The sequence below is a fragment of the Dinghuibacter silviterrae genome, assembly GCF_004366355.1.
In the GTDB taxonomy this organism is placed as follows: domain Bacteria; phylum Bacteroidota; class Bacteroidia; order Chitinophagales; family Chitinophagaceae; genus Dinghuibacter; species Dinghuibacter silviterrae.
The window spans coordinates 1,339,882-1,363,116 of sequence record NZ_SODV01000002.1 but is presented as its reverse complement, the minus strand read 5'-3'; the positions used below and the strand labels follow the sequence as shown (position 1 = coordinate 1,363,116).

The window sequence follows — 23,235 nt, the reverse complement described above, 5'->3', positions numbered from 1 at the left end:
TTAAGGTAAGGGATTATTTCTGACCGGGCCAGTCGTTGACGTGTTCGGCATTACCCAGCTTGACCTTGCGGGCGCTGATCGTAAACGTGTACGTCATCGGGTCGTTGCCGCTGGCGGTGATGCCTTCGCTGTACTTGACGATGTAGGCGTCGTCGAAATTCAGCTCCTTCATTTTGGCGTCTTCTTCGCTCTTTTTGAAGGTAACGGAACCGGAAACCGGTTTGTACTGGTTGTTCACCATAGCCTCCACGACGGAGGTGTCTTCGGTAGACTCGACCTGGATGTCGATGGTGCCACCATAAACGCCCGAAGCGGGTCTGCCTTTCGGGTCCACATCCCTGTTCAGGGCATAGCTGCAGCTGAGGACATCATACTCCTTGCCGCCCATGTTTAATCTTGCTTTGAAAGCCATAAAACATAGTTTTTATGAAGTGAATAAAAAAATACGTACAGGAGGAAATTGGATCCGGAGGATCATTTTGAGGGGAGAGAGGTTAGCTAAGCGCAGATGGCGCCGTTTACTGTGATAAAAGTAAGGAATAATACCAAAGTCCTATATTAATTTACGACCAAATTCCGTCATTTTTCCTAACCATTTCTTCGCATACTCATTATCGAGCGCCTGAAGGTATCCCACCGTCGACGTCCGGACCGGCCGGAAACCGCGGTGTTCAAACACCACGCGTTTGATGGAATGATAAGCGGGGAGTTTTGTTTCCTGCCACCATTCCCACGCGGCCTTGTCCAGTACCGATACGATCCGCGCCGACTTACCCGTGAAATCATTCTCCGCGCCAAACAGCTTCTCCGGTGTAAAGAGCCGGTCGAAAAATCCCTTTAGCCGGGATGGTATCGTCTCCTGTGACACGGAGCAGAAAAACGCAACATGGTCCGCCCATCGCAACTGCTCCAACGCTCCGGCAAGGTCTTGCTCCAGGTCCATCGTCCGTGCCCCCAGCGGGGCCACGGGGCTGAATTTCAAGTCGGTGATCGTCAGGGTGCGTACGACCGCGCCGGATTCCGCCGCGCCGCTTGCATATTGACCGCCCAGTGCCCTCGTGCCTTCCTCTTCGACCGGTCCCCCATACAGTATCAGCAACTTATTCATGCCCCTAAAGATAGGGGAACCCGATCACTCGCCAACAGCGGGCGGGGCCGCACCCCTATTTCGGCTGCAACGCGTACTCCGTATTCCAGCTCGCCGTCGCGTCCTCCTCTCCTTTATGTCCGTCCAGTTTGACGATAAAGCTTTTCGCGGGGAAGTACGGGGTAATGTTGATATCCAGATGGATCCGGTCCTTTACGACTTCGTCGCGTTCGAAACGGGTGATCCGGAAACGTTCGATCAGCCGTTCGGGACCCTGGATGCTGTCCAGGAACTGCACGATCTGGCTCCGCAGGTTTTGTTCGGTTTTGGAATTCCAGTTTTCGAAGGCCCTCCGGTTGAGGAAGTCGAACAGCACCTTGGTCACATAGTCGAACACACGCACGACGGAATAGGTTTGCAAACCGATGTTATCACCACTGAAAAGGGTTTTGGCCGAAAACGCCATGACCTTCCCATATTCGTACACCATCGGGACCAAACCGATCCGTTCGAGGTGGGCGATCTCGCTTTTTTTGAGGTCGAAGCGAACGGCGTCGGCTTCGTTCATGCCGCCGTGTTTTTTACCGGCGGTCACCTGGGACATAAGGGTGTAGTACATTTTCCCCGCAAGAGCGGCAGAGCCTGGGACATAAAGCGCGTCTTTTTCCCCTGCCTCTTCCACTCGCCCCCTACCTACCAGCCAGTTGCAGGTCATGATGACGTTGGAGCGATAGGCATCGCCCCCGGTGAGGTTGGCGGTGCTGAACAGGTCGATGACGTCGTCGGGCTGGTCCAGGTTGGCAAAGTCCGTCACGAGCATCACCTTATTATTATGGGCGATCTTGGCCCAGCGTTCCACGACCTTGTTGGAGCCGAGGTACCCGGGGATGACGAGCAGGGAATAGTTGTCCCGGAGGTCGAGACGGTCGTAGTTTTGTTTGAGCTCGTCCGCCACGTGTTCGATAAAACGGGGATTGTCAAGGTCGGTCAACTGGTCCATGGATGCATTGAGAATGACCACGTTGCTCAGCTTGTCGGCCTCGGTATTTTTGTAAAACAGGTGGAGGGAACGGTAGGCCTGTTCGAGGTCTTTGGTGGCCTCCAGGGCAATACCGATATTTTTGTTGAGGGTCGTATCCACGGACTCGGTCCTCTCCTGGACATTTTCCAGGATAGCGCCCACGGAATCGGAAGACTCCACGAGCTCCTGCCACAGCCGGATCTTTCTCAGCAGGGCTTTCCGCTCGTATTGTTTGTCTTCTTCTTCGAGGAAAATCTTTTTGCGGGCCTTCCGGTCCGGGTTGAGGTTTTGAACGCCGTCGATCACGGCTTCGAGGAAGTCAAAGCCACCGGCCTTGACCAGTTTTTGCAGGCTTTCTTCGAGGGTAAGCTCCTTATCCTGGGTAAGCGCTGCGGGCTTGGCCGGTGCGGCGCCCCTTTCATTTGCGGGTGTCATAGGTTACTTTTTAAATATTGGCTTCCAGTTCCCCGGCCAGTTTGGCAAGAGCGGATGCAAAGGCTTTTTTGGTTTCGGGGTTTTCCAGCATGGCCTTCAAGGTCTTGTTGGACTTTAGCTGGCGGGCAATGGTCAGGCAGGTGTCCCGCTCGACGCTGAGGTCGCGGAGGTGGTCGCTTTGTTGAACGATCGCCTTGACACCGAAATCAGATAACTGCTGAAAATGAAGGACTTCTCCCTTAGGACTGCCATCGGCCCGTTCGTAATCCACGTGGACGGTGGGCTTGAAGTGTTCGAACACGTCCTCGACCGTTTTTAACCCCTCGGTCAGCTCGGGTCGAAGGGGTTCCCTGTCCGTAAGTTGCTGAATAAAAAGTGTTTTGTTGGGAGAAATGTCGGCAAATGCCTCGTGCACGTCGACCTTTCGTTCATTCCCTCCGATTTCATAGTTAAACATAGTGGTGCTTTAAATGAGGTATTCTTTCAACATAGCAAAAACTAGGCCTTTTTAGTAGTAATCCTCTTCATGCCCCGCGGTGACGTCATTCTTTTTCTTCACCGCCCCCGACGGCAACACAGGAAGCCCCTTCCTTCCGCCCTCCATAGACCAGTCCTGGTAAAGAACGTAATAGTAAGGAATACCGTTGGCCACGAAAAAGTCGTCCATCTGCAATTGCACCTTAAGTGCCTGGTTACAAGCCCTCAAGTAGCGAACCAGGGTTTCGAACTCCTCGGTGGACAGGTCTCCCCGGATGTCCCGGACCGTATGCCCTTTTAGAAAGGGGGCCTGTAACGGCATGCCGGACAGGGTCTCCAGGTAGGTGGCGAGGGGCATGCTTTTGATGTCTCCCCGGCTAAACCGGTGGTGCCAGAGGCTCCGGCCGGTGTTGACATAGACGTGAAAAAGCTGACGGCGGAAACTCCCCTTGTCTTGTTCGAGGTTATCCCCCGACAGACGGGAGAGCTGATCGGACAACTGCAACATCTCCTCCTGGCTCAGCAGAAGTGCGTACTGCCAGGGAGATCCTTTGGTCGCCAGGGACATAGGCGCCTTGACGTCGAGGTAAAACTTAAAGGTATTGTCGGGCAGCGCCTCTCCTAAAAAAGGTTGCAAGGGCACCGAATCCAGGCGAAGGAGGGCGTCTTCCACGGGCGGGTTGATCAATTCCCGCAACCGCCCCGCTTTCCGGAAGGCACTGTCGAGGGAACGGATGACTTCTTTATTGTCCTGGTCGACCTCCCCGACAAAACGGTTGAGGGCCGCGTCCATTTCCTTGTTGGTCTTGACCATGCCCCTGGCAGGAAAAACCACCGCCCCGGGGATCAGGCTGCCCTCGGGATAATTGAGGTAATAAGACATGGAATCGGTATACGCGGTGTTGAACTGCTGGGTGGCGGCCAACCCCTCCCCCCGGACCATGCGTTGTTTTTTCTGCTCCGCCTGTATCTGGGCGGCCTTTTCCAGGAGGTCCCTGCCCTGCAGGACGAAATTATTAAACGACGCATCGAACTTGTTGTATACCTGGAGTACCAGCAGGCGGGCGTCGGTCATCACCAAACCGCGGACGAGGTCGTAGCCTTCGGCGGAGGGGACCGCCGGGTCGTCCCCGGCGCTCCCGCAAAGGATGATGAGGTTGGTTTCCAGCTCGTGTCCTTTCAGGAGGTCGAGGGCGCCCTGTACGCCTTTGAAAAAGGGTTGCTGGTAAAGGCCACCCGTACACTGCCCGGTCACCACCGCCTGGGTGTTCAGGAAGTCGACCACCTTGCTGAAGTTGGGGCTCAGCGGAAATGAGACCAGGGGATCCGAGGTCCCGCAGCCTTGCGGATTGCGATAGACCACCGCCCCGTACCGGTATTTATACCCGGCAAACCGTCTTTGCAGGAATACCCCTTCAAAACCCTGGATGGTATTGGTCAGCCCGGCCATATAATTCCGCATGCTGCTGCCCCCGTCCACGACAAAAAGGACGTTAACCTGGCCGGACAGTTTCCGGAGCCGGAGGTACTGGGGATACGTAATGCGTGTGCCCTTTATATTAATGACCACGTCTTTGGACTTGTCAAAAACGTCTTCCGCCACCCCGGAGGTAAAAAAGCCATCCGCCGCCCGTTGCATCACGGGGAGGGAACGAAGCGTAGGATCGCTGTGCAAAGACAGGGGATCGTAAGGGTAGGACGGCGCCCGGGGACCGCCGACGTTCATGGCCCGGTTGGCATATTCCGACGCAGTGGAATCGGTGACGTCGTCTCCTCCGCGGGCGATGCCCATATACAGCCGGCTGCCCCAGGGGTGAACCACTTCCGTGGATACCCAACCCAGCACTGCCTCCCTGGCGCTGTCGGCGGTCAGTTGTGGCGCCAGGCCCACCAGGTATTTTTTCCCATCCTCAGACTTCTTGTAGATATACACAAACTGGTGGAGCCGGAGCTCGCGGTCCACCTGCTCCTGGAGGTCGGGGGAACTAAAGACGCGGATGGAATCGCTGCTGAAAAAATTCCCCGGCCGCGCAATGGGGGACCGGCCGGTGATCACGCCAATGGCCTTTTCGGGAAAAAGGGTCTGGGGATCGACCAGCGCTTTGCGCCACAACAGGAGGCGGTCCTGGGAAATCCATCCAAAGCTGACAGCCCGGGACTTGTCCTTGATCCTCCGGCCGTTGAGCAATCCGGGGTCGTACTGGATGAGCTTGACATAGTTGCCCTTGACGTCGGACACGAAAAAGGGCTGCATGTAGGCCGTTTTTTTATACACCAGCGTACCGCCCGCGCTTGTATAGGTATAGTTGTCTACACGGTCGGAAAAAACGATCCAGGGGGTCGAGGTATGGCCGCTGCTTTCGCTACCCGTTTCGAGGGTAGGGTTTTCAAAATTGGCGGGCAGGCTGCGCACCAGGTGCCCGCCGAAAAGGCCGGCCGAGGCAGGTAGATAAGCGGCCAGGCAAAGAACGATCAATGCTTTATACATAGGTTTAGTGAATGGCGTTGTCAATGGGTCGCCGTCCTGTGCTGCTGCACCGTCACCAGGTTGGCGCAGTGGGTATGGGGCACGATGGACAGGGTCACCTGGTCTATCACGATATTCCGGGTGAACGTCAGCCCTATGGTATAGGAATAGAAATCGGACCGCTTCTGTCCTGTTTCGTCGGAAGCCTGTACGGACGTCTTTTCCCCGTTACATAGGTAGTGATGCACCAGGTAATAATAATTGGTGTTAAAGTCCTGACCGGAAGCGATGGCTTGCAGGTGTACCCTGAAGTCGTTTTCGATCTTCATTTCCCCCTCTCCCGGTTCAAGGAGCTCGCCCGGATCTTTATAGGGCTCCGTCACGGTCACGATATGGTATACCGGGATGACGGACTTGTCGGTCCGTAAGGAGACCCGGTATTCCCCGGGCAGGTGATAAGCGTAGAACACTGTCGGACCGGCGGCGTCGACGCGCCCGGTTTCTCCAAAAGCCCATTGATAATCATTCGCGTCTCCATCGGCTTCAAGACGGATCTGTTCCCCCACGGCCGCGACGGAAGGACCGGTGATATGGATGGCGGTATCCCGGATGACCGCAACCGTGTCCAGGACGGTCACCGGGAACTGTTGCCGAAGGTCCCCATCAATGGTGACGCGTACGATATACCGGCCCGATTTGTGAAAGTGATACGTCCCACCGGGAGAAGCGCTCTGGTCCCCGTTTCCGAATTCCCACAACCAGGCGTGGGCGCCCGCGGTATTGTCGGTGTACACCAGGGGTTCGTTCAGGTAAATCTCCTGACGCATCAGGTGCGCCTCGATGTCGCGTTTCCGGAAGACCTGGCGGGCAAGGACCACAAGCCCGGCCAGGACGAGGATCCCCACGCCTAAGTAAATGATCACCCTGTTGAGGCTACCTGTCTTGACCGGCCGGTTTTGAATGTTTGCTTCGTTCATACCCCCTCGTTTACCGGCCCCGGCGGCCTTGGTTCATCAATGCCTCCTGCAATCCCCGCCTGGACAACTTACAATCGTCCAGGGACTGGCCAAGGGTTTCCATGTCCTTATAGTTCCCCCTCAACTCCTTACGGTCGTTGAAGAGCATTTCCAGGAACTGGGCCTGCTGCCAGAAACACTTGTAGCGCGGATCATACGCGCGTCGCTGGTACAACGCATTGATCGCACCTACCTGGTTGCGGATGTCGCTTTCCAGGAAAACTGCTTGTACCCCCGGATCGTATTGCTGTATCTTCCGGTACACGGAGTCCACGGCAGGACGGGCCTCCCCGAGCGCGGCCCGGAAAAGCTCTTCCTCCCGAATCCGCTGGGTCAGTTTGGCTTTCAGGGCGCTGGTGTCGGTCCCGTAACCGGAAAAAAGGACCCATCCAAAGAGACCTCCCACCGCCAATGTCAACAACAATAAAAGGACGAACTTCTCCCGCCTTTCCTTTACGCTTAAGCGCATACATGATTAGTTTATGCCAGACAACGTCCTGGCAGCCTCCTGGGTAGTCGTGCTGCAGGCCTTCAATTGATCCCTCAGGCTTTCGATCTGAAAGCGCGTTTGGGACAGGGAATCCTTGAGCGTTGTCAGGAGAACGACGTGGCCGGCCATCCGGCGATACAGGTCCGTGGCAGGATCTGCCAGGCTGTCGCCTTCTTCCTCCAGCATCCCCCGGATGCGCTCGTCACCGGTCTGGACGTCGTTCATGAGTACCGCCTGGTTGCTGTACTCCTGTGGGTCCGCCTTGACGTATTGCGTCAACGCGCGCAAACGCCAAAGGACGTCATCAAAACGTCCGGTGATTTCTTCCCTGTTATATTTGATCTGGTCATACTCGCGGGCTCTTTTGGAAAGCAGCTCCATTTCCCGCCTTGAGGTGGCGAAATAACTGACCGTACAAAGAATGATGATGGATAATAGCCAAAGGAAATGAGTGAGGAAGCTCAAGTAAGCGTTTTTCAGTTCACGGGTATTGACTGGTTTCATTTCAGTAGGTTATAAAAAGAACCTCAATTTTCGTTCCAATTTTGTATTATTGTTCATCCTAACGATATGAACACCACCTATTACAAACGACCCCTGGCGTTTCGCCGGTTGTTCGACCGGCAGTACCTGGAAACGTGCTCCCTGGGGATGTCGATCTCCCAACACATCGAACTGATTATCTTTACCCGTTTCGGCGAACACCGCTATGATCCTGCGTTTGGATGCGAGGTCTGGGAACTGGACTTCGAGCTGATCACCAGCCGGGCGCTTTGGGAAGATAAAATGCAACAGTCGCTGCACCGGGCGCTGGCGGAAAGGGAGCCCCGGATCTACGATATAGAAGTTACCATCGACGTGACCGATGTGGAAAAGGTCTACCCGCTTCGCCTGGTGACGGAAATCAAAAAACGCGTTGCCGTTGCTGTCCGCGCAAAGGTGACGGCCACCGGCGAACGGTATTCCTTTCAAACCTCCTTGTTCCTTAGTCCTTTATCTTCCGAATAGTTATGCAGGAACTCCGTTACCATTCTTCCAAGGAACAAATCCGCGGCCGTTTGCTCCGCCACGCGGCCGACTTTTGGAACCTGCCGTCGGCGACCGATCTGGACCCGCTGGTCCAGGTGCTGATCGAGGGGCTGGCGTCGGAATTGTATAATGTATCCGCGGACATGCAGTATACCGAGAGCCGGTTGCTGGAAAAACTGGCAGGGCTCCTGACACCGGACCTGATGACCATGCCGTTGCCGGCGCATGCGCTGGTGCAGGCACGGCCGGTCGAAAACGTGGAAATCCTGGAGGCGGGGTTTGCGCTGCGTCGCCAGACGGCCGATAAAGGCGCCGACGCCTGGTTTACCCCCGCCCGCGAAACCCCGGTGTATAACGCAGGGATCGTCCTGCTGGCCTCGGGGAATAAAGTTACCGGGCCCAGCGGCCGCCCCCTCCGCGCCCAGCCCGGAAAACGGCTGGAGCCTTATACCCTTTGGATCGGGTTGGACTTGCCGAAGGACATCGATACACTGCCGCCCCTTTCATTTTATATACATTCCCGGTATGAGGCACTAACCGAGGATTGGTACAGGCTTCTTCCGCTCAGCGGGTGGAAGATCCAGGGACATTCCCTGGACATGCGGGCGGGGTTGCCCGGCGATGATCCCGATGAATGGCTCCGGGCTTTCGATCCGCTGGCGGTACGGCTGCGCGACATCGAACGGTATTACCAGGCCCATTTTTTACACGCGACCCCGCTGCCATTGGAAGGAGGTCCCCTGCCCTACCCGCCCTCCTGGAAAGACATTTTTCTCGCGGCCGACCTGGCCACCCTCCGCGACCCGCTTTGGTGGATAGAAGTGACGTTCCCTTCCTCCATCGGTCTCCAGGGACTGGAAGAACTGGAGGTGCAACTCAATACTTTTCCCGCGGTCAACCGCAGGCTTCATAAAATCCACCACCGTTTTAAGGGGATAGGCCACATCATCCCACTGCGACCGGAACCCGGGTCTCTTTTTTTAGGGGTGCACCGGTTGACGGACAGCAAAGGCCGGGTATATGAACCCGTGCCGCTTCATCCCGAAGGCGGTCAGACCCCGGGGACATACAGCCTCCGCAGCGGGGGTGCGGAGCGCTTCGACCAACGCAACGCACGGGAAATCATCGACTACCTGTTCGAGCTCCTCCGGGATGAAAGCGCCGCCTTTTCCTCCTATGGATTCGACTTCCTGACACAGGCGCTCAAAAGCCTCCAGCAGGGGTTGACGCTGGTGGAGCAAAAAGCCCGGCAGACCTTGTCGGACATCACGGAGGGCACACGGTATATCGTGGTCAAACCGCTTGATCCCCATGAAACCATGCACCTGGAATACTGGACGACGCAGGGGTATCTGCCCTTGCAGTTGCAAAGCGGTACACCGCTTACTCAGTCCGAAGGGAGCCGTCTTCGCGCGGGCAGCATCCGTCTGGTTACCCGCCCCGTGGGCGCGCGGACCGCGCCGGGACCGGCCGACCGTCTCCAGGCCTACAAGTACGCCCTTATGACCCGGGACCGGATCGTCACCGAGGAAGACATCCGGCTTTTTCTCCGGCAGGAGCTGGGGGAACGGCTGGGAACCGTCGTGATTCGTAAAGGGGTCATGGTCTCCCAGCACCCAAAGGAAGGGTTGCGAAAAACCATAGACGTCATCCTGACGGATGCTGCGTTTTCCGATGATGAATGGCCCCACCTGTCCAGGGACCTGGCCGAAAAACTGGCGGCCAGGAGCGGAATCCAGCAATACTATAGGATCTTACTCCAATAAGGTCCACGTCTGGCGTGCCTGGGCAGGCCGGACGAGCTGTTGCTCGGCCACCACGATGTTTTCCTTCCGCTGACCGATGAATTCCAGGGAAGCCAGTTTCCGCCAAAGGGCGGACAACACCTCCAGGAAAACCCGGACCTGTTCCATGGCTTCCTGGATCCGGTAATGGCTGTAGGCGATGTCCATGGTCTTGGTGAGGAGTTCTTCAAAATTCCCGGGTGTGACATCCCTCCATTCGTAGAAATAAGTCAACACTTCTTCTTTTTCCTTTGCCCCATTCAGGTGGAGGGCCGTAAAAAAGAGGTGGGCCAGGTTGGAAAAACAGGCGGCCAGGTATATGGGCGGTTGTTGGTACCCCATATTTCTATATTCGAAGTAGGTGCGGGCGATAAAATCCAGCAGGTGGCTGCAAAGCCCCCGCACATTTCTGGGCAGGACCCCGCTGTGGTCGCGCTGGGCGATCTTTTCAAGTATTTTAAAGCTGTTGAGCTGTACTTCGTTGAGCATGCTCCCAAAGGTCTCGTAGTACCGGACCAGGGCGGGATGGCTGACGACCGCCGTGCAGGGCGGGATATAGGCGTCGTTTACGGAAAAACGCCCGTGCCGGCGAAACAGTTGTCCCACCACTAAGTGGTGGAGCCCCATATCGTCCGGGTTCATTTGGCTGGCCGGCAACACCAGGAGCTGGTACCGGGGTTCCGAAAAGGGATGCCGGGGAGGCGTTTCTTCCGCATCCGGCACGCCGGCCGGCACCCGTTCGAACGGGTCTACTTTCAGGAGAACATAATACGGCACCGGCTGGTCGTCGTCCTGGCCGGACTCATACGTATGGGTAAACACCAGTTCTTTCCCGTATTCCGCCGGTTGCCAGTCGATCCTGCTCCCCCCGGCGGTAATCGCATTGCATTGTCTCAGCCGGATGTCGACCTGGTTGGTCACCCGCTCCAGGATCTCCAACTGGTTGGACGGCCGCCCTCCGCGAAACGGGGGCAGCAGCCCAAAGTCATAGGCGTGCAGACCCAGGGCCGCCCGGTCCCTTAGGGCATCATTCACCCAGTCATCGGACTCCACAAAATGCTTCCGGGATATTTTCATGCCGTCCACCCAATGGACCGGCCGGTGTTGAACAGGGAACAACATAGGTTAATATATTTTACAGGATCACCATTCTGTCTTCTCCACCCGCTTCGGCCGTCTGGAGGACCACGCGGCGGGCATAGATCTGGTCTTTTTCCGTCACCCTATTGTCTTCTACCGACAAAGAAGGGTCCATAAACGTCCGGCGGGCAAAGAAAGATCGTTTGACGTAAAAGATCCAGCCATAGGTTTCCCCCGTTTCCGAAACGTAGTGAATCCCGCTGGACGGGAACTTTTGGTTGTAGTCGTCGATAAACTTACGGAACCAGGCGCCGAATTCCATATTGGGAGGTGCCTTCACCTTTACCTTCAGGGGGGAGGCATTTTCCGGCAATTTGTACAATTCGATTTCCAGGACCTTCATGCGGTCGAAATCCAGGTGTTCGATGTCGATCCGGGCTTCGTTTTTTGGATAATACCACACGTCATAGATCTCCGAGGGGATGGACGCCAGGGCCATGTAGGTCCACCAGAAAACCGGGGGGACCAGGAAAGCCACCACAGACGTCGCGGCCAGCCATCCATACCCCAGCCCGTTGACCCAGTTAAAGGCCAGCCGGAAAAGGTACGCGCCCAGCAAACAAGCGATCAACCCCATAAAAAAAACCAACCCTTTGCGGGCGTCCTTATAGTGAAGCGACAATTGGTGTACCGCCAGCGCCCCCAACGCCAGGTAAATGACCTCGCAGGCCAGGAAACCCCAGGGAAGGAAGAAGAAATTCAGGGCGCCCAGGAAACCGGGGATCCCCAGGCAAAGGGCAGTCAACAAGACAAAAATGATGATCCTGCGGTTGTTTAGTAAGCGGTTGCGTTTGTTCAACACGCTCATCACCACCATAGCTATGGCGGCCATCAGTGGTAGGAGGAGGTACCCTGTAAAAAGGGATGGGATATCCATGGTCAGCACTGGGCAAAATTAGGACCAAAAAGCGTCACCCGGCACTTTTTTTGTGCGGCAATCCTAACATGGATCAAGCCGACTTTAAAGCGGTGGTCATCGCCGCCGCCCTCATCGAAAACGGCGTCTCCCCCACCGACATCGTCATCCGCCCCGCCGGGGGCGGCATCCGCAATTATTCGAAGGATGTCATCAGTGTCAAACCCGCGCCCGAGGGAGACTACGTCATCATCCAGACCAGCCGGGAAGGATTATACGACATGTTGCCCGAGGGCCTTTTTCACCGGCCCGATCCCTATTCTTCCGTGACAGGCACGGATTCCATACTGGATGCGATCAAAAGGCGTAAGCAGGAGGAAAAGGAGGCTCGTCAATTTTTCCTCCCCTTCGAGTCCGAGATGTATTTCCTTCGGATCATGTCGGAGTTGTTCGAATACCGGGTCGACAAACGGAACCTCTATGCCGACCTGATCCGGTTGTTTACCCCGGAATGGGCGGTGCTGGAATATATGGAGCTCTGGCAGGCCAATGTGTTCCTCCAGTTTGTGCCCCACCTGCACAATACCCGGGGGGACCTCACTTTTCTCCAGCGGTTGCTGGAGCTGATCTTCCAGGTACCCGTACGGGTCGGGCTGCGCAAACAACGCAGCGGGTCCTTCCCTGATGCGCTTCCTTTGGGAGCGTGCCGGCTGGGGGTCGATTTTGTCGCAGGTTCGGCCTGGGATGACGGAGAGGACGAAGTATATATTGCGCTCGGGCCGTTAACCGCGTCCCAGGCAACGGGGTTGTTACCCGGGACGCGGGATGCGACCCTGCTGGATCAGCTCACGCGGTACGTCGTCCCCGCGGGGATGGACATACAGATTTCCCTGGAGCTGCCGCCGTCGGAACGGAGGATGGACTTCGGGGAGGCGCCGGTGCTCAATTACACGGCGTACCTGCCGGCCTAGCCGACCTCCTGGCTTTGAAATTTCGTAAACATCGCGCACCACGTATCATCCGATGGATAGTGGATCAAAGTAGCGCCGTCCTGGTATGGCCCGTTTTCCCTTTTGAAGGAACCCGTGCTTCCCTGGTTCATGTGGATGTTGTGGATTCCATAAGCCGGGGTAAACCCGAAAAATTGATCCGCCGTCGTATCCATGTAACAGCTCCCCAGGAAATACACCAAGGCCCCTTCGGTTTGCGCGCGTCCGAAACGCTGGTTCATAATGTCGTCCAGGTCCCGGCCGTTCGGGCCGTCCATGGGGGGAATGATGGACATCTTGCTGATGTCAAAAAGGTTTTCCTGTACGTAGTCCAGGGCGCCGGTACCGGGTTTGGACTTAAGGGTGAACAAGCCGGGCGTAAAACCTTTGACCAGTTGCAGGATGGGATGCGTGTAATTGTCGTCCATGTAGAACTGCAGGTCGGGGGGATTGTCGTCCGACAATACGTTGATCGCGGCGCGGTACAAGGCGCCGGAAACATTGACTTCCACCATGTAGTGGGGTTTGCTGTTGGGGTCTTTCTCCTGGGCAGCCACGCTGTCCATAAGCGCCGAGATCTTGCCGGTCAGAGCGCCATAAAGCTTGATGGGCATATAAAGAACGATTTTTTTAGAGGTCGGCAGTTTTTATTCTGCGAAGCATGATCCAATAAAACAGCGCCATGTACACCGCGCTCCCCAGGAGAAGCACATACACAGGCGGCGGGGAAGGCAGCTTACCCTTCAGCGCCGGTTTTAGAAACGGGAATGATAACAAGGTGTCCGATATACTTACCGGCATGTAGTCCCCGAGCTGGAACTCACCGGTATAGTGGTTGAGCGTGAGGGACAACACGTATTTGAACACGAACAGATATAAAAAGAACATCCCGATGGCCAGACCGGACCGGCGGATAAGCGTCCCCATCAACAAGGCCACCAACATATAGGTCAGCGACTCCACAAACAAATAAACCAGGCTTTGCATCCCGGCGACGGTAAAAGAAGTGCCGCCAAAAGCCCCAAACAACAACACCGATAACAGGGCCGACAGTACCGCCAGAAGCGACAGGACCACTACCCAAAGGAGTTTTACCGTAATGAACTGTGTCCGCGTCCAGCCATCCATGATGTTTTGGCGGTGGGTGCGGAAGGTGTACTCGTTGGTCACGATGGTGATGACGATCAGACCGGGGATGAACAAGAGCCAACCGGACATCCAGCAAAGCGTATTCCATACATCAGGGTAGTCGAAGGGGCCGCCCAGCAAGGCCTGGCCAACTTCTTTCCCGGTCTTTTCACTCACGGAGGCGTGTATCGCAAAGGCAATGTAATTCAGCCCGAACACGCACACGACAAAAAGCCCGGCGAGAATCCAAAACGCCCTGTAGGAGCGCACTTTCATCCATTCTATGTAGAGTATCTTTTGCATGACGGTCTAGTTTTGGGTGAGTTCAAGGAAGCGGGCCTCCAGGCTTTTGCGTTTGAGGGCCAGGTGTTCCAGGATGATCCCATGGGAAAAACAATACTCGTTGATCCTGCCAAGGGAGACCCCTGTTTCCGCAAAGACCAGCTCCAAAAGTCCATCCTGGGTCTGTACGGCCTGTACACCGGGAAAGGCGGCCAGGACGTCCCGGGCGCCGGCCGGTGCCTTGCATTCCACGATATCGCCCTGCGCCAGGATGTCGCTCACCCTGCCCGTGGTCAGCAGCTCTCCCTTTTTGAGCAGGGCCATGTGCGTACACACCTTTTCCACCTCGTCCAGCAAATGGCTCGCCATGAGGATGGTCTTGCCTTCCCTGCTGAGCGATTTGATCAGCTCCCGGATCTCCGCGATGCCGACCGGATCCAAGCCATTGGTCGGCTCGTCCAGGACCATGACCTCCGGGGACCCCAAAAGACTGGCGCCAATGGCCAGGCGTTGTTTCATCCCCAGGGAAAAAGTACTAAAGTCCGTGTCTTTCCTCGACAAAAGACCGACCCTGTCCAGCACGGCGTCGATCTCTCCAAAGCCGTGCCCCTTGATGGACGCGGTGATCTCCAGGTTCCGGCGGGCGGACAGGTAGTGGTAAAAGTTGGGGGTTTCCAGGAGACAGCCGATCCGCCGGCGGTCGTCCGCCGTAGGGACGTGGCCAAACCATTGAAACGTCCCTGCATTTGGCTTCAGGACGTCCATCAATATCCCGAGGAGCGTGGTCTTTCCACTCCCGTTGGGCCCCAGGATCCCGAAAACGGCGCCCTGCGGCACCTCGAAAGAAACATCCCTAAGGGCGGTGATGGCTCCGTAACGTTTGCTCAATCCGTTGACACTAAGAATGGTCATGCATTTCTTTTTTATACGCTTCGAGCGCCCCCACGATGGAACGATCGCCACCCTGCAACAAGGTCGTCGGGATGACGAAGGGACTGCCCGTCATGTTTTGTCGTAACCTGTAGAGCCATGACCTCACCGGGTTTTTGACCTGGTCCAGGAATTCCTGGTTGTCTGTAAGGTCCACCCGTATGTAGTTGCTGCCCCTGCCCACATGGATCAGGGCGAAACCTTCGATATTCCCCCACGTGATCCGGACCCCCTTGATGTTGTCCTGCAGCCCTTCCGGTGTCAGCTCCAGGGCGGGTTCTCCCTGCACCGCGGGCCACAACAGGCGGCGTACAAGGTAATAAAGGATCACCAGCAAAAAAAGCGTGATCACCGGAAAGGGCCAGCCTCCGCCCTCTTTTTTCCAGTAGAATGCGCACACGATGGCGGCGGCGGCCCAGAAAAAGGTTAAAAACCCGATAAGCCAGCGGTTATAGGGTATTTGGAACGTCTGCGTCATGGCTACCAGATATGGGCCCTCAGGCTGTCCGGGCGATACATCTTGTCCGACGGTTGCACGTTATAGGTAGTGTAATAAGCATTCAGGTTGGACACCGGCCCGTTGACCCTGAATTGAGGCGTCGAGTGCGGGTTGGTCATGACCTGCGTCCTCAGCACTTCGGGACGGGACTTGACCTTCCAGACCTGTGCAAACGAACGGAAGAACCGTTGATCCGGTGTCAGACCGTCGATCAGCGTGGTATCCTTTCCCTGAGCGGTCTTTTTAAAGGCACCATAGGCCAGCGACAAACCCCCGACGTCCGCGATGTTTTCGCCCAGCGTAAGGTTCCCGTTGATGTGGAACGTATCGACAGCAATAAAGCCATTGTATTGTTGCACCACCAGGTTGGCCTTTTGTTTGAACCGCGCGGCGTCTTCCGGACTCCACCAGTCTTTCAGGTTCCCGTCGGCGTCGTACAGACGGCCCTGGTCGTCAAAACCATGGGTCATCTCATGCCCGATCACCAGCCCGATCGCCCCGTAATTGAGGGCATCGTCCCCGTCCTTGTAGAAAAAAGGCGGCTGAAGGATCCCCGCCGGGAAGTTGATGTCGTTCGCCGTCGGATTATAGTACGCATCCACCGTCGGCGGTGTCATATACCATTCGGAACGGTCCACCGGCTGTCCGATCTTTTTGAGACCGCGCTGGTACTCATACTGGCCGCACTGCCGGACGTTGCCCACGGCGTCGCCCCGGTCGATGGTCACGGAAGAATAGTCCTTCCATTTATCCGGATAGCCGATCTTTTTGGTAATGGCGTTCAGCTTGACCAAGGCCTTCTTTTTGGTGGAATCCGACATCCAGTCCAGCGACTGGATGTGCTCTGCGTACGTCGCCTGGAGGTTGTTCACCAGTTCAAGCATCCGTTGCTTGGCTTCGGGCGGGAAATATTTTTGCACGTAGAGCTGTCCAAGCGCATCGCCCAACAGCCCGTCCACCAAGGACGAAGCCCTTTTCCAACGCTCCTGTTGCTGGCTCTGCCCGCTCAGGAGGTGGTTATACGCAAACTGGGCATCCTGGAATTCATGCCCCAGCACGGGTTCATAGTTATCGATCAGGTGGAAGGTCAGGTAGCTTTTCCATTCCTCCAGGGGAAGACGTTTCAGGGCCTCATTCAGCCCCTTGTAGAATTCGGGTTGCCCCACCAGCACGGTATCCGTTTTAGCCCCCAGCTCCTTCAACAGGTCGTTCCAGGGCAACCCGCCCGTCATACCCGGGAGGGCGCTGACGGCAATCCTGTTGTAGTTGGCATTCGGGTCGCGTAACTGTACCGGTGTCCGGGAGACTTTTGCCAGCGCCATTTCCGCATCCAGGACCCCGCCCGCTTTTTTTGCAGCCGTCGCCTGGTCATCCCCCGTCAGGCTAAACACTTTTTCTATATAAGTTTTGTACGCATCCCTGACCTTTTGTATAGAAGTATCCTTGTTAAAATAATAATCCCTGTTCGGAAGTCCCAGCCCACCCTGGCTGAAGTGAACCACATTCATACGGCTGTTCTTGTCATCGGCGCCGACCCCAAAAGAGAACAGCGTTCCATTGCCTTCTTTATACTCCCGGCCTGCTTCCGCCCATACTCCAGGTACGTCTTTTACCGCGTTGATCATCCCCAGCTCGTCCTTTAACGGGTCCAGCTTTTTGGCCTCGATCACCGCGGAATCCATGATACTCCCATAAAGATCCGCGACCTGCTGGGCCACCGTCCCTTTTTGCAAACCCGACACCTTCGAAAGAGAGTCCAGGATGGTGCGCATATTGCCCAGCGCCTGGTCGCTCAACGAAAAAATAGCCCCCCAGGCAGGCTGGGAAGCCGGTATTTCCGTGTGTTTGATCCATCCCCCATTGGCATACGTAAAGAAGTCGTCCTGGGGACGCACCGCCGAATCGACGGCCGTTTGATCGATGTAGGCCTTTGCGGTTCCATCCGGCTTTTGGCGACAGCCGGCGGTGAGTAAAAGTCCTCCTGCCAGGAGGCTCAGGGCAAAGCGGTGGGTTCCATTCATGGACTTGAGTGGTTTGGTAGAGGGCTAAATGTATTGTTTTTCCGGGGAAAGGAGAACAACGGGGCGGGGTTCGTGGGGAAAACGGGCCCAGCCTACACGAGTTTCGTGTATAAAATGTTGGTAATTAAGTAACTAAATGCACGATCGCACGGGTTAGCGGGATTTCTTCCGGCGTTTGAGGTTGGTTTTTACTTCGAGAATGAAGGCTTCCGGCACGCCCGCAAGGTTCGCAATCTCTTTGTCCTCGAACATTTTCAAGGCTAGAAGTTTTTTCACGACCTCACGACTTTTTTCGGCCTTGCCTAGTTCCTCCCCTTTCTGATACAAAGGGTCCGTTGTGATGTCCGTTTCTTCAAGAATGTATCTCGTGATTTCTCCCCACAACATGTTGGATGAATTTAACGATACTAATTTACGCAGTTTTGCTAAAATGCGCATTTGCTGCAAATACCTTTGCCTGTTCAAACTCCCTTCGGTTGCACCTATGACCTGACGAGCGATCTCGTTCGTAACCTCTGCAGAGTCTTGGCTCCCGAAATCTCCCAGAAGCGCCATCATTTTCTCCTCCGGCCGCGGGGACTCCAGGAACAGTCTGTAATCCACCGATAAAAGCGATAAAAGATGATACCGAAAGTAAAAATTCTCCAGGCTTAACTCCTCTGGCATGTCGAGTTTTCCCTCCGAAATGTAAATAACATATTGCTTTGCAGGCAACTTATATTTACGCCAAAGTACGATGTGGTACTCCGCCATCCGGCACACCATTTCCGGATCATTTCTGGTCTGAAACTCGATCTGAAGTATAAACGTATTTCCCTTACGATCCGTCACTTTTCTCAATACATCCGGTCTCCGCTCCCGGGTGTGTTGCACCCCGTCCGGTAACCCCTCGACGGTCTCAGGCTCTACACCAACGACGTGCTTCATAATACCCGGCAGGATTACCTCGATGTTTTCCTTGAGTACCTTGTCATACTGGTTGACCTGTTTCGGCTGCCGCCCCTCCAATCCCATCCCCACGTGTTGTATTTTCTACAAACATCGGGAAATTTTTGTTAGAAATACAAATATTTTTTTGCCCATTCTATATGCTTTTACAATTTACCATATCAGCTAAAAACCGCTAGTGGAAAAGGTTTCATCGCTTAACGCACCCCATATTTCTTCGCAATAGGCAGATACAAATCCAGCAACAGCGTAGCCTTCCCCGACCGGTCAAAAAACGACTCCCACGTACTTAACGGTTCCCAAATAAACGTACCCAATGCGTATTTCCCCGGAGCAGTGAATGCGATGTCGTTGACGACGGTCTTGAGCTGCGAGTATTCGGCCACCATCACGTATTTATGATACCGGTGCGCGAGGTCGGTCATGTTGGCCTGGAGGTCGTCGGGGGTGCCATGCCAGCGGGGATAGTAAGAAAGGCCTATGACGTCGAAGGGAACCTTTCGGGCAAGCATGTTGTCGATAAAAAAACGGGCCTCCCTGTTTTGGCCGCCTAACGCGATGTGCAGCATGATGGTGGTTGAAGGCGAGGCATCTTTGACACCCCTGATCCCGGCGTACAGCAATTGCGCCAAGCTGTCCAGGTTGGTGATGCCGCCATCTGGCCACAGCAGACCGTGGTTGATTTCGTTGCCGATTTGGACCATGTCGGGCGGGGTGCCTTGCTGTGCAAGGGCTGCTACCAAACCCTTAGTATAGGCATACACCGAATCCTTGAGGGTTGCAAAGTCAAGGCCGCTCCAAGCTGCCGGTTTGTTTTGCTGTTGCGGATCCGCCCAGTAGTCACTGTAGTGAATGTCCAGAAGAAATTTCATCCCCGCGGCCTTGATCCGCTGTGCCATAGCCGCGGTACGTCCGTAGTCGCAAAACCCTTTGCCGGGGGAATAACCCTTTGGTTGCTCCGGATGGTCGAAGACGCGGAGGCGGATATAGTTGAAGCCGTGGGCATGCATTATTTGCAACACGTCCCCGGGCTGACCGTCCTTATCGTAGAACTTCATACCCCGGGCTTCCAGTTGTGGAAGGAAAGAAATGTCGGCGCCGATGATTTTTTCTCTTATGATCGCGTTTCCCGCGATGGGCGGCCCATCCGTTACAGGATGCGGACGCCCGGGATGGATGGTATGAATTTCGGTAGAACCGGGTTGGAGGCTGTCGCCCGTGACTTTGAAGCGGACGATGCCGTTGGCTGTGCCGGCCTGGAGGACGACCCATAGCTGGCCGTTCATGAGGTGGGCAGCGGTGTCCGGACGTTGCCCGTCGACACTCCGGATTTGCGCGTCCCCCGTCAGCGAAAAACGCACCACGTTATTCGCGGCGAGGGGTGCCCCCTGCCTGTCGAGCAGGCTGATCTTCAAAAGAGCCGTATCCTTCCCACCCGCCACAATCGTGGTAGTATAGGGCGTAACGACAATCTCGGGAAGAGTGCTCCGGTTTTGCGCGGACGCGAACAAAGGGACGAGGACCGCCCCGGTCAGAAGCCTTTGTAAACACATAGTGCATCGCTGTTTTATCACCCGAAAGGTAGACAAAGACAAGACGATGCACTAGTGCTATTGTACAAATTAATGGTCCGGGCGTGCCAAAAAAAGGCAACGTTTTAGATAAACCTGTTCACCAGGTTCTCGATATACTCCTGCCGCCCGCTGGTCACCGCCGGCTCTCCGTGGGCCACCGCATACGCGCGGAGCGCCGCAAGGTCCAGCTTCCCTTGTTCAAAAGCCTTCCCATCCGCACTGTCGAAGGAAGCATACCGCGCCGCGCGCAGCTTTTGGTACTCGCCGTTCGCCAGGATACGATCGGCGACCACAAGGGCCCGGGCAAACGTATCGGCCCCGCCTATGTGGGCGTAGAACAGATCGGCAGGGTCGGTGGAGTTGCGCCGGATCTTGGCGTCGAAGTTGATGCCCCCGCCCTGGAAGCCACCGGCTTCGAGGATGATGAGCATGGCCTCGGTGAGTTCGTTGATGTTGTTGGGGAACTGGTCGGTATCCCAGCCATTCTGGTAGTCGCCGCGGTTGGCGTCCATGGAGCCTAAGAGACCGGCGTCGGCGGCGACCTGCAGTTCATGCTGGAAGGTATGGCCGGCCAGGGTGGCGTGGTTGACTTCAAGGTTGAGCTTAAAGTCGCCCAGCAGGTCATACTGTCTCAGAAAGCCGATGACCGTGGCGGCGTCATAGTCGTACTGGTGCTTGGTGGGTTCGCAGGGCTTGGGTTCGATAAAGAACGTACCCTTAAAGCCCTGTGCACGGGCATAGTCTTTGGCGGCGTGGAGGAAGCGCGCCAGGTGTTCCTGTTCACGCTTCATGTTCGTGTTGAGGAGGCTCATATAGCCTTCACGCCCGCCCCAGAATACATAGTTCTCTCCACCCAGGGCAATGGTGGCGTCCAGGGCTGCCTTGACCTGGGCCGCGGCATGGGTCAGGACGTGGAAGTCGGGGTTGGTCGCCGCGCCGTTCATATAGCGTTTGTGGCTAAACAGGTTGGCGGTGCCCCAGAGGAGCTTTGCACCGCTGGACGCCTGTTTGGCTTTTGCATAGTCCACCAGCGCCTGGAGACGGCGGTCGTTTTCGGCAATGTCGTTGCCATAATCCACGACGTCCACGTCGTGAAAGCAATAGTAGGGAAAACCGATTTTGGTGATAAACTCAAAGGCGGCGTCCATCTTATCTCGCGCCCTGGCCACAGGATCGGCCTGTGTGTCCCAGGGAAAAATATGGGTAGGTCCCCCAAACGGATCGGACCCGTTACCCACAAAAGAGTGCCAGTACGCCACCGCAAAACGCAGGTGTTCCTTCATCGTCTTCCCGCGCACGACCTTGTTCTCGTCGTACCAGCGGAAAGCCAGGGGATTGTTGGAGTCCGGGCCTTCATAGGCGATACGCCCGATGCCCTTGAAGTATTCTTGCTGCCCCAATACAATGTTTGCCATATTCGATAGTTGATATTTTTTGAGGAAAAATAGGCGCGGCGGCGCCGGCGCGTTTCGCGGATAACCCTAGGTGCCGCGGCGCGGCCGCCCCAAATGGCGCGGCCGCGCCGCCCGCTACACGACAACCTGCGGCTCCAGGAGCGCAAGCCACTCCTTATACGCCTGCTCATAGGCCCTCGCCCCCGTGGGCTTCACCTGTTTCACCGGCACCGTATGGCTAAACGCCTCCGCTTCCGTAGCAAAGGCCCCCGCCCCGATCCCCGCGCCCAGTGCCGCGCCAACGCTTCCGTCGTTGCGGTAAAGATCCACGGGCACGCCGGTGATCTCCACAAAAGCATCGGTAAAAACCTCGCTGAGGAACAGGTTGGCCATTCCAGCGCGGATGCGTGAGGGGCTCATCCCGTTTTCCCGCAGGATGTCCAGCCCATAGCGGAAGGCAAACGCAATGCCCTCCTGGCTCGCGCGGAACAAATGGGCCCGTGTGTGCTTATTGAGGTCAAGGCCTTGGATTTGGGCCCCCGGGATGCGGTTGCCCAGCATGCGTTCGGCCCCGTTGCCAAAAGGCAGGATGCGGACGCCTTCGCTCCCGACGGGAACCGAAGCCGCCTCGCGGTTGATGGCCTCGTAGGACAACCCCGCCCCCACCTGTTCGCGGACCCAACGGTTAAGGATACCCGTCCCGTTGATACACAAAAGGACGCCCAGCCGTTTGACATCAGGCAGGTAATTGACGTGGGCAAAAGTATTGACCCTCGACGCCACGTCGACCAGCAATTGATCCGTGACCCCGTAAATCACTCCGGAGGTGCCTGCGGTTGCCGCCACCTCACCGGGTTTCAAAACATTTAATGAAAGGGCGTTATTGGGTTGGTCGCCGGCCTTATAGGTCACCGGCACACCGGGCGTCAAACCCAGCAGCCTCGCTACGTCCTTACTCAAGCGTCCGTGCTCCGCAAAAACAGGCCGCACCTCTGGAATGAGCCTGGTGTCGAAACCGAAGTACCGAAAAACATCCTCGCTCAACCGGTCCTCCTTAAAATCCCAGAAGATCCCCTCCGACAATGCGGAAATGCTCGTGGTCGCCTCCCCTGTCATCCGGTAAGCAATATAATCGCCGGGCAGCATCGCCTTGTCAACGCGCGCATATACGGCCGGTTCGTTATTTTTTACCCAACCCAGCTTGGAGGCCGTAAAGTTCCCGGGGGAATTGAGCAGGTGGTTCAGCGCCCGGCCGCGCCCGATGGCCTCCAGGGCAGCATTGCCCGTTTCCACCGCCCGGCTGTCACACCAGATGATGGAGGGACGAAGAACCGCGCCGGCCTTATCCAGGATCACCAGGCCGTGCATCTGGTAGGCAATACCGATGGCCCCGATGGCCCCGGGGTCATACGCCTTTTGCGCATGGACCCGCTGGATGGCCGCGCAAACGTGGTCCCACCACATGGCGGGGTCCTGTTCAGCCCAACCCGGGGCGGGCACGTCAATGGGAGATTCGGTGTCCGGATATTTGGCCGAAGCCAGGCACTCCTGGGTGGAAGCGTCCACCACCGACACCTTAATAGAAGAAGTTCCTAAGTCGATTCCAAGTAAAAGCATACAATCGTTTCGAGGCCAGGGTGTTTATGCCAACGTTGGCATAAAGATAGC

General features: G+C 56.2%; 22 protein-coding genes. 3 read left to right on the top strand and 19 right to left on the bottom strand.

What is annotated here, in order from left to right; genetic code table 11:
- Window positions 1-13: 13 nt before the first annotated feature.
- From tssD to EDB95_RS22930, 8 genes are all read right to left on the bottom strand, one after another.
- Entirely contained in the window at window positions 14-412 is a 399-nt protein-coding gene (gene tssD / locus EDB95_RS22965) for a type VI secretion system tube protein TssD (RefSeq protein WP_133997908.1), read from the bottom strand.
- 141 nt (window positions 413-553) lie between these two features.
- Window positions 554-1,108 carry an NAD(P)H-dependent oxidoreductase gene (locus tag EDB95_RS22960; protein WP_133997905.1) on the bottom strand — a complete coding sequence of 185 codons (555 nt, stop codon included), beginning with the start codon at window positions 1,106-1,108 and terminating at the stop codon, window positions 554-556.
- Window positions 1,109-1,163: 55 nt separating this feature from the next.
- Entirely contained in the window at window positions 1,164-2,543 is a 1,380-nt protein-coding gene (locus tag EDB95_RS22955; RefSeq protein WP_133997902.1) for a DUF5458 family protein, read from the bottom strand.
- Between the two features lie 10 nt (window positions 2,544-2,553).
- Window positions 2,554-3,000, bottom strand: a complete 447-nt coding sequence (locus tag EDB95_RS22950; protein WP_133997901.1) for a type VI secretion system contractile sheath small subunit — start codon at window positions 2,998-3,000, stop codon at window positions 2,554-2,556.
- 51 nt (window positions 3,001-3,051) lie between these two features.
- Window positions 3,052-5,508, bottom strand: a complete 2,457-nt coding sequence (gene tssR, locus EDB95_RS22945) for a type VI secretion system protein TssR domain-containing protein (RefSeq protein WP_133997898.1) — start codon at window positions 5,506-5,508, stop codon at window positions 3,052-3,054.
- Between the two features lie 20 nt (window positions 5,509-5,528).
- Window positions 5,529-6,464, bottom strand: a complete 936-nt coding sequence (locus EDB95_RS22940) for a PKD domain-containing protein (RefSeq protein WP_133997895.1) — start codon at window positions 6,462-6,464, stop codon at window positions 5,529-5,531.
- 10 nt (window positions 6,465-6,474) lie between these two features.
- Complete coding sequence (gene tssO / locus EDB95_RS22935; protein WP_133997892.1) at window positions 6,475-6,972, bottom strand: type VI secretion system TssO; 498 nt, start codon at window positions 6,970-6,972, stop codon at window positions 6,475-6,477.
- A gap of 6 nt (window positions 6,973-6,978) precedes the next feature.
- A complete protein-coding gene (locus EDB95_RS22930) occupies window positions 6,979-7,497 on the bottom strand; it encodes a hypothetical protein (protein WP_133997890.1) in 519 nt (172 codons plus the stop codon).
- A gap of 66 nt (window positions 7,498-7,563) precedes the next feature.
- On the opposite strand from EDB95_RS22930, the gene EDB95_RS22925 reads away from it, so the two are divergent.
- Together EDB95_RS22925 and EDB95_RS22920 are read left to right on the top strand one after the other, a co-directional pair.
- Window positions 7,564-8,001, top strand: coding sequence for a GPW/gp25 family protein (locus EDB95_RS22925; RefSeq protein WP_133997887.1), 438 nt, complete (start codon window positions 7,564-7,566; stop codon window positions 7,999-8,001).
- A gap of 2 nt (window positions 8,002-8,003) precedes the next feature.
- Entirely contained in the window at window positions 8,004-9,788 is a 1,785-nt protein-coding gene (locus EDB95_RS22920; RefSeq protein ID WP_133997884.1) for a type VI secretion system baseplate subunit TssF, read from the top strand.
- Here the strand turns inward: EDB95_RS22920 and EDB95_RS22915 are convergent.
- Window positions 9,777-10,928, bottom strand: coding sequence for a hypothetical protein (locus EDB95_RS22915; protein WP_133997882.1), 1,152 nt, complete (start codon window positions 10,926-10,928; stop codon window positions 9,777-9,779). The two genes, EDB95_RS22920 and EDB95_RS22915, sit on opposite strands and share 12 nt — an antisense overlap.
- Window positions 10,929-10,941: 13 nt before the next feature.
- Window positions 10,942-11,823: a TssN family type VI secretion system protein gene (locus EDB95_RS22910; RefSeq protein ID WP_133997879.1), complete on the bottom strand. Its 882-nt coding sequence runs from the start codon at window positions 11,821-11,823 to the stop codon at window positions 10,942-10,944.
- A gap of 68 nt (window positions 11,824-11,891) precedes the next feature.
- Here EDB95_RS22910 and EDB95_RS22905 point away from each other — a divergent pair, with 68 nt between their 5' ends.
- Window positions 11,892-12,773, top strand: a complete 882-nt coding sequence (locus tag EDB95_RS22905; protein WP_162852748.1) for a type VI secretion system baseplate subunit TssG — start codon at window positions 11,892-11,894, stop codon at window positions 12,771-12,773.
- Here EDB95_RS22905 and EDB95_RS22900 read toward each other — a convergent pair.
- The 9 genes from EDB95_RS22900 to EDB95_RS22860 all read right to left on the bottom strand — a co-directional run bounded on the left by EDB95_RS22900 (window position 12,770) and on the right by EDB95_RS22860 (window position 23,184).
- Window positions 12,770-13,405 carry a YukJ family protein gene (locus EDB95_RS22900; RefSeq protein ID WP_133997873.1) on the bottom strand — a complete coding sequence of 212 codons (636 nt, stop codon included), beginning with the start codon at window positions 13,403-13,405 and terminating at the stop codon, window positions 12,770-12,772. The two genes, EDB95_RS22905 and EDB95_RS22900, sit on opposite strands and share 4 nt — an antisense overlap.
- Before the next feature lie 16 nt (window positions 13,406-13,421).
- Complete coding sequence (locus EDB95_RS22895; protein ID WP_133997870.1) at window positions 13,422-14,222, bottom strand: ABC transporter permease; 801 nt, start codon at window positions 14,220-14,222, stop codon at window positions 13,422-13,424.
- Window positions 14,223-14,228: 6 nt separating this feature from the next.
- The gene (locus tag EDB95_RS22890; RefSeq protein ID WP_133997867.1) at window positions 14,229-15,113 is read right to left on the bottom strand and encodes an ABC transporter ATP-binding protein; all 885 of its coding nucleotides are present in this window, start codon (window positions 15,111-15,113) and stop codon (window positions 14,229-14,231) included.
- Window positions 15,100-15,609, bottom strand: coding sequence for an STM3941 family protein (locus tag EDB95_RS22885; RefSeq protein ID WP_133997864.1), 510 nt, complete (start codon window positions 15,607-15,609; stop codon window positions 15,100-15,102). Before EDB95_RS22885 ends, EDB95_RS22890 begins: the two co-directional genes overlap by 14 nt.
- Before the next feature lie 2 nt (window positions 15,610-15,611).
- The gene (locus tag EDB95_RS22880; RefSeq protein ID WP_133997861.1) at window positions 15,612-17,651 is read right to left on the bottom strand and encodes a M13 family metallopeptidase; all 2,040 of its coding nucleotides are present in this window, start codon (window positions 17,649-17,651) and stop codon (window positions 15,612-15,614) included.
- Between the two features lie 153 nt (window positions 17,652-17,804).
- The gene (locus tag EDB95_RS22875) at window positions 17,805-18,671 is read right to left on the bottom strand and encodes an RpnC/YadD family protein (protein WP_133997858.1); all 867 of its coding nucleotides are present in this window, start codon (window positions 18,669-18,671) and stop codon (window positions 17,805-17,807) included.
- Window positions 18,672-18,796: 125 nt separating this feature from the next.
- Window positions 18,797-20,152 carry a glycosyl hydrolase 53 family protein gene (locus EDB95_RS22870; RefSeq protein WP_133997855.1) on the bottom strand — a complete coding sequence of 452 codons (1,356 nt, stop codon included), beginning with the start codon at window positions 20,150-20,152 and terminating at the stop codon, window positions 18,797-18,799.
- A 104-nt stretch (window positions 20,153-20,256) separates the two neighbouring features.
- Window positions 20,257-21,588, bottom strand: coding sequence for a xylose isomerase (gene xylA / locus EDB95_RS22865; RefSeq protein ID WP_133997852.1), 1,332 nt, complete (start codon window positions 21,586-21,588; stop codon window positions 20,257-20,259).
- A 114-nt stretch (window positions 21,589-21,702) separates the two neighbouring features.
- Entirely contained in the window at window positions 21,703-23,184 is a 1,482-nt protein-coding gene (locus tag EDB95_RS22860) for a xylulokinase (RefSeq protein ID WP_133997850.1), read from the bottom strand.
- Window positions 23,185-23,235: the final 51 nt, after the last annotated feature.

What these genes read in the sequence shown, in the direction of transcription:
- EDB95_RS22925 (WP_133997887.1), top strand. Translation starts at nt 7,564, where the DNA reads ATGAACACCACCTATTACAAACGACCCCTGGCGTTTCGCCGGTTGTTC.
- EDB95_RS22880 (WP_133997861.1), bottom strand. Translation starts at nt 17,651, where the DNA reads ATGAATGGAACCCACCGCTTTGCCCTGAGCCTCCTGGCAGGAGGACTT.
- EDB95_RS22910 (WP_133997879.1), bottom strand. Translation starts at nt 11,823, where the DNA reads ATGGATATCCCATCCCTTTTTACAGGGTACCTCCTCCTACCACTGATG.
- tssD (WP_133997908.1), bottom strand. Translation starts at nt 412, where the DNA reads ATGGCTTTCAAAGCAAGATTAAACATGGGCGGCAAGGAGTATGATGTC.
- tssR (WP_133997898.1), bottom strand. Translation starts at nt 5,508, where the DNA reads ATGTATAAAGCATTGATCGTTCTTTGCCTGGCCGCTTATCTACCTGCC.
- EDB95_RS22860 (WP_133997850.1), bottom strand. Translation starts at nt 23,184, where the DNA reads ATGCTTTTACTTGGAATCGACTTAGGAACTTCTTCTATTAAGGTGTCG.
- EDB95_RS22960 (WP_133997905.1), bottom strand. Translation starts at nt 1,108, where the DNA reads ATGAATAAGTTGCTGATACTGTATGGGGGACCGGTCGAAGAGGAAGGC.
- xylA (WP_133997852.1), bottom strand. Translation starts at nt 21,588, where the DNA reads ATGGCAAACATTGTATTGGGGCAGCAAGAATACTTCAAGGGCATCGGG.
- EDB95_RS22920 (WP_133997884.1), top strand. Translation starts at nt 8,004, where the DNA reads ATGCAGGAACTCCGTTACCATTCTTCCAAGGAACAAATCCGCGGCCGT.
- EDB95_RS22940 (WP_133997895.1), bottom strand. Translation starts at nt 6,464, where the DNA reads ATGAACGAAGCAAACATTCAAAACCGGCCGGTCAAGACAGGTAGCCTC.
- EDB95_RS22915 (WP_133997882.1), bottom strand. Translation starts at nt 10,928, where the DNA reads ATGTTGTTCCCTGTTCAACACCGGCCGGTCCATTGGGTGGACGGCATG.
- EDB95_RS22895 (WP_133997870.1), bottom strand. Translation starts at nt 14,222, where the DNA reads ATGCAAAAGATACTCTACATAGAATGGATGAAAGTGCGCTCCTACAGG.
- EDB95_RS22905 (WP_162852748.1), top strand. Translation starts at nt 11,892, where the DNA reads ATGGATCAAGCCGACTTTAAAGCGGTGGTCATCGCCGCCGCCCTCATC.
- EDB95_RS22930 (WP_133997890.1), bottom strand. Translation starts at nt 7,497, where the DNA reads ATGAAACCAGTCAATACCCGTGAACTGAAAAACGCTTACTTGAGCTTC.
- EDB95_RS22890 (WP_133997867.1), bottom strand. Translation starts at nt 15,113, where the DNA reads ATGACCATTCTTAGTGTCAACGGATTGAGCAAACGTTACGGAGCCATC.
- EDB95_RS22870 (WP_133997855.1), bottom strand. Translation starts at nt 20,152, where the DNA reads ATGTGTTTACAAAGGCTTCTGACCGGGGCGGTCCTCGTCCCTTTGTTC.
- EDB95_RS22900 (WP_133997873.1), bottom strand. Translation starts at nt 13,405, where the DNA reads ATGCCCATCAAGCTTTATGGCGCTCTGACCGGCAAGATCTCGGCGCTT.
- EDB95_RS22885 (WP_133997864.1), bottom strand. Translation starts at nt 15,609, where the DNA reads ATGACGCAGACGTTCCAAATACCCTATAACCGCTGGCTTATCGGGTTT.
- EDB95_RS22950 (WP_133997901.1), bottom strand. Translation starts at nt 3,000, where the DNA reads ATGTTTAACTATGAAATCGGAGGGAATGAACGAAAGGTCGACGTGCAC.
- tssO (WP_133997892.1), bottom strand. Translation starts at nt 6,972, where the DNA reads ATGCGCTTAAGCGTAAAGGAAAGGCGGGAGAAGTTCGTCCTTTTATTG.
- EDB95_RS22955 (WP_133997902.1), bottom strand. Translation starts at nt 2,543, where the DNA reads ATGACACCCGCAAATGAAAGGGGCGCCGCACCGGCCAAGCCCGCAGCG.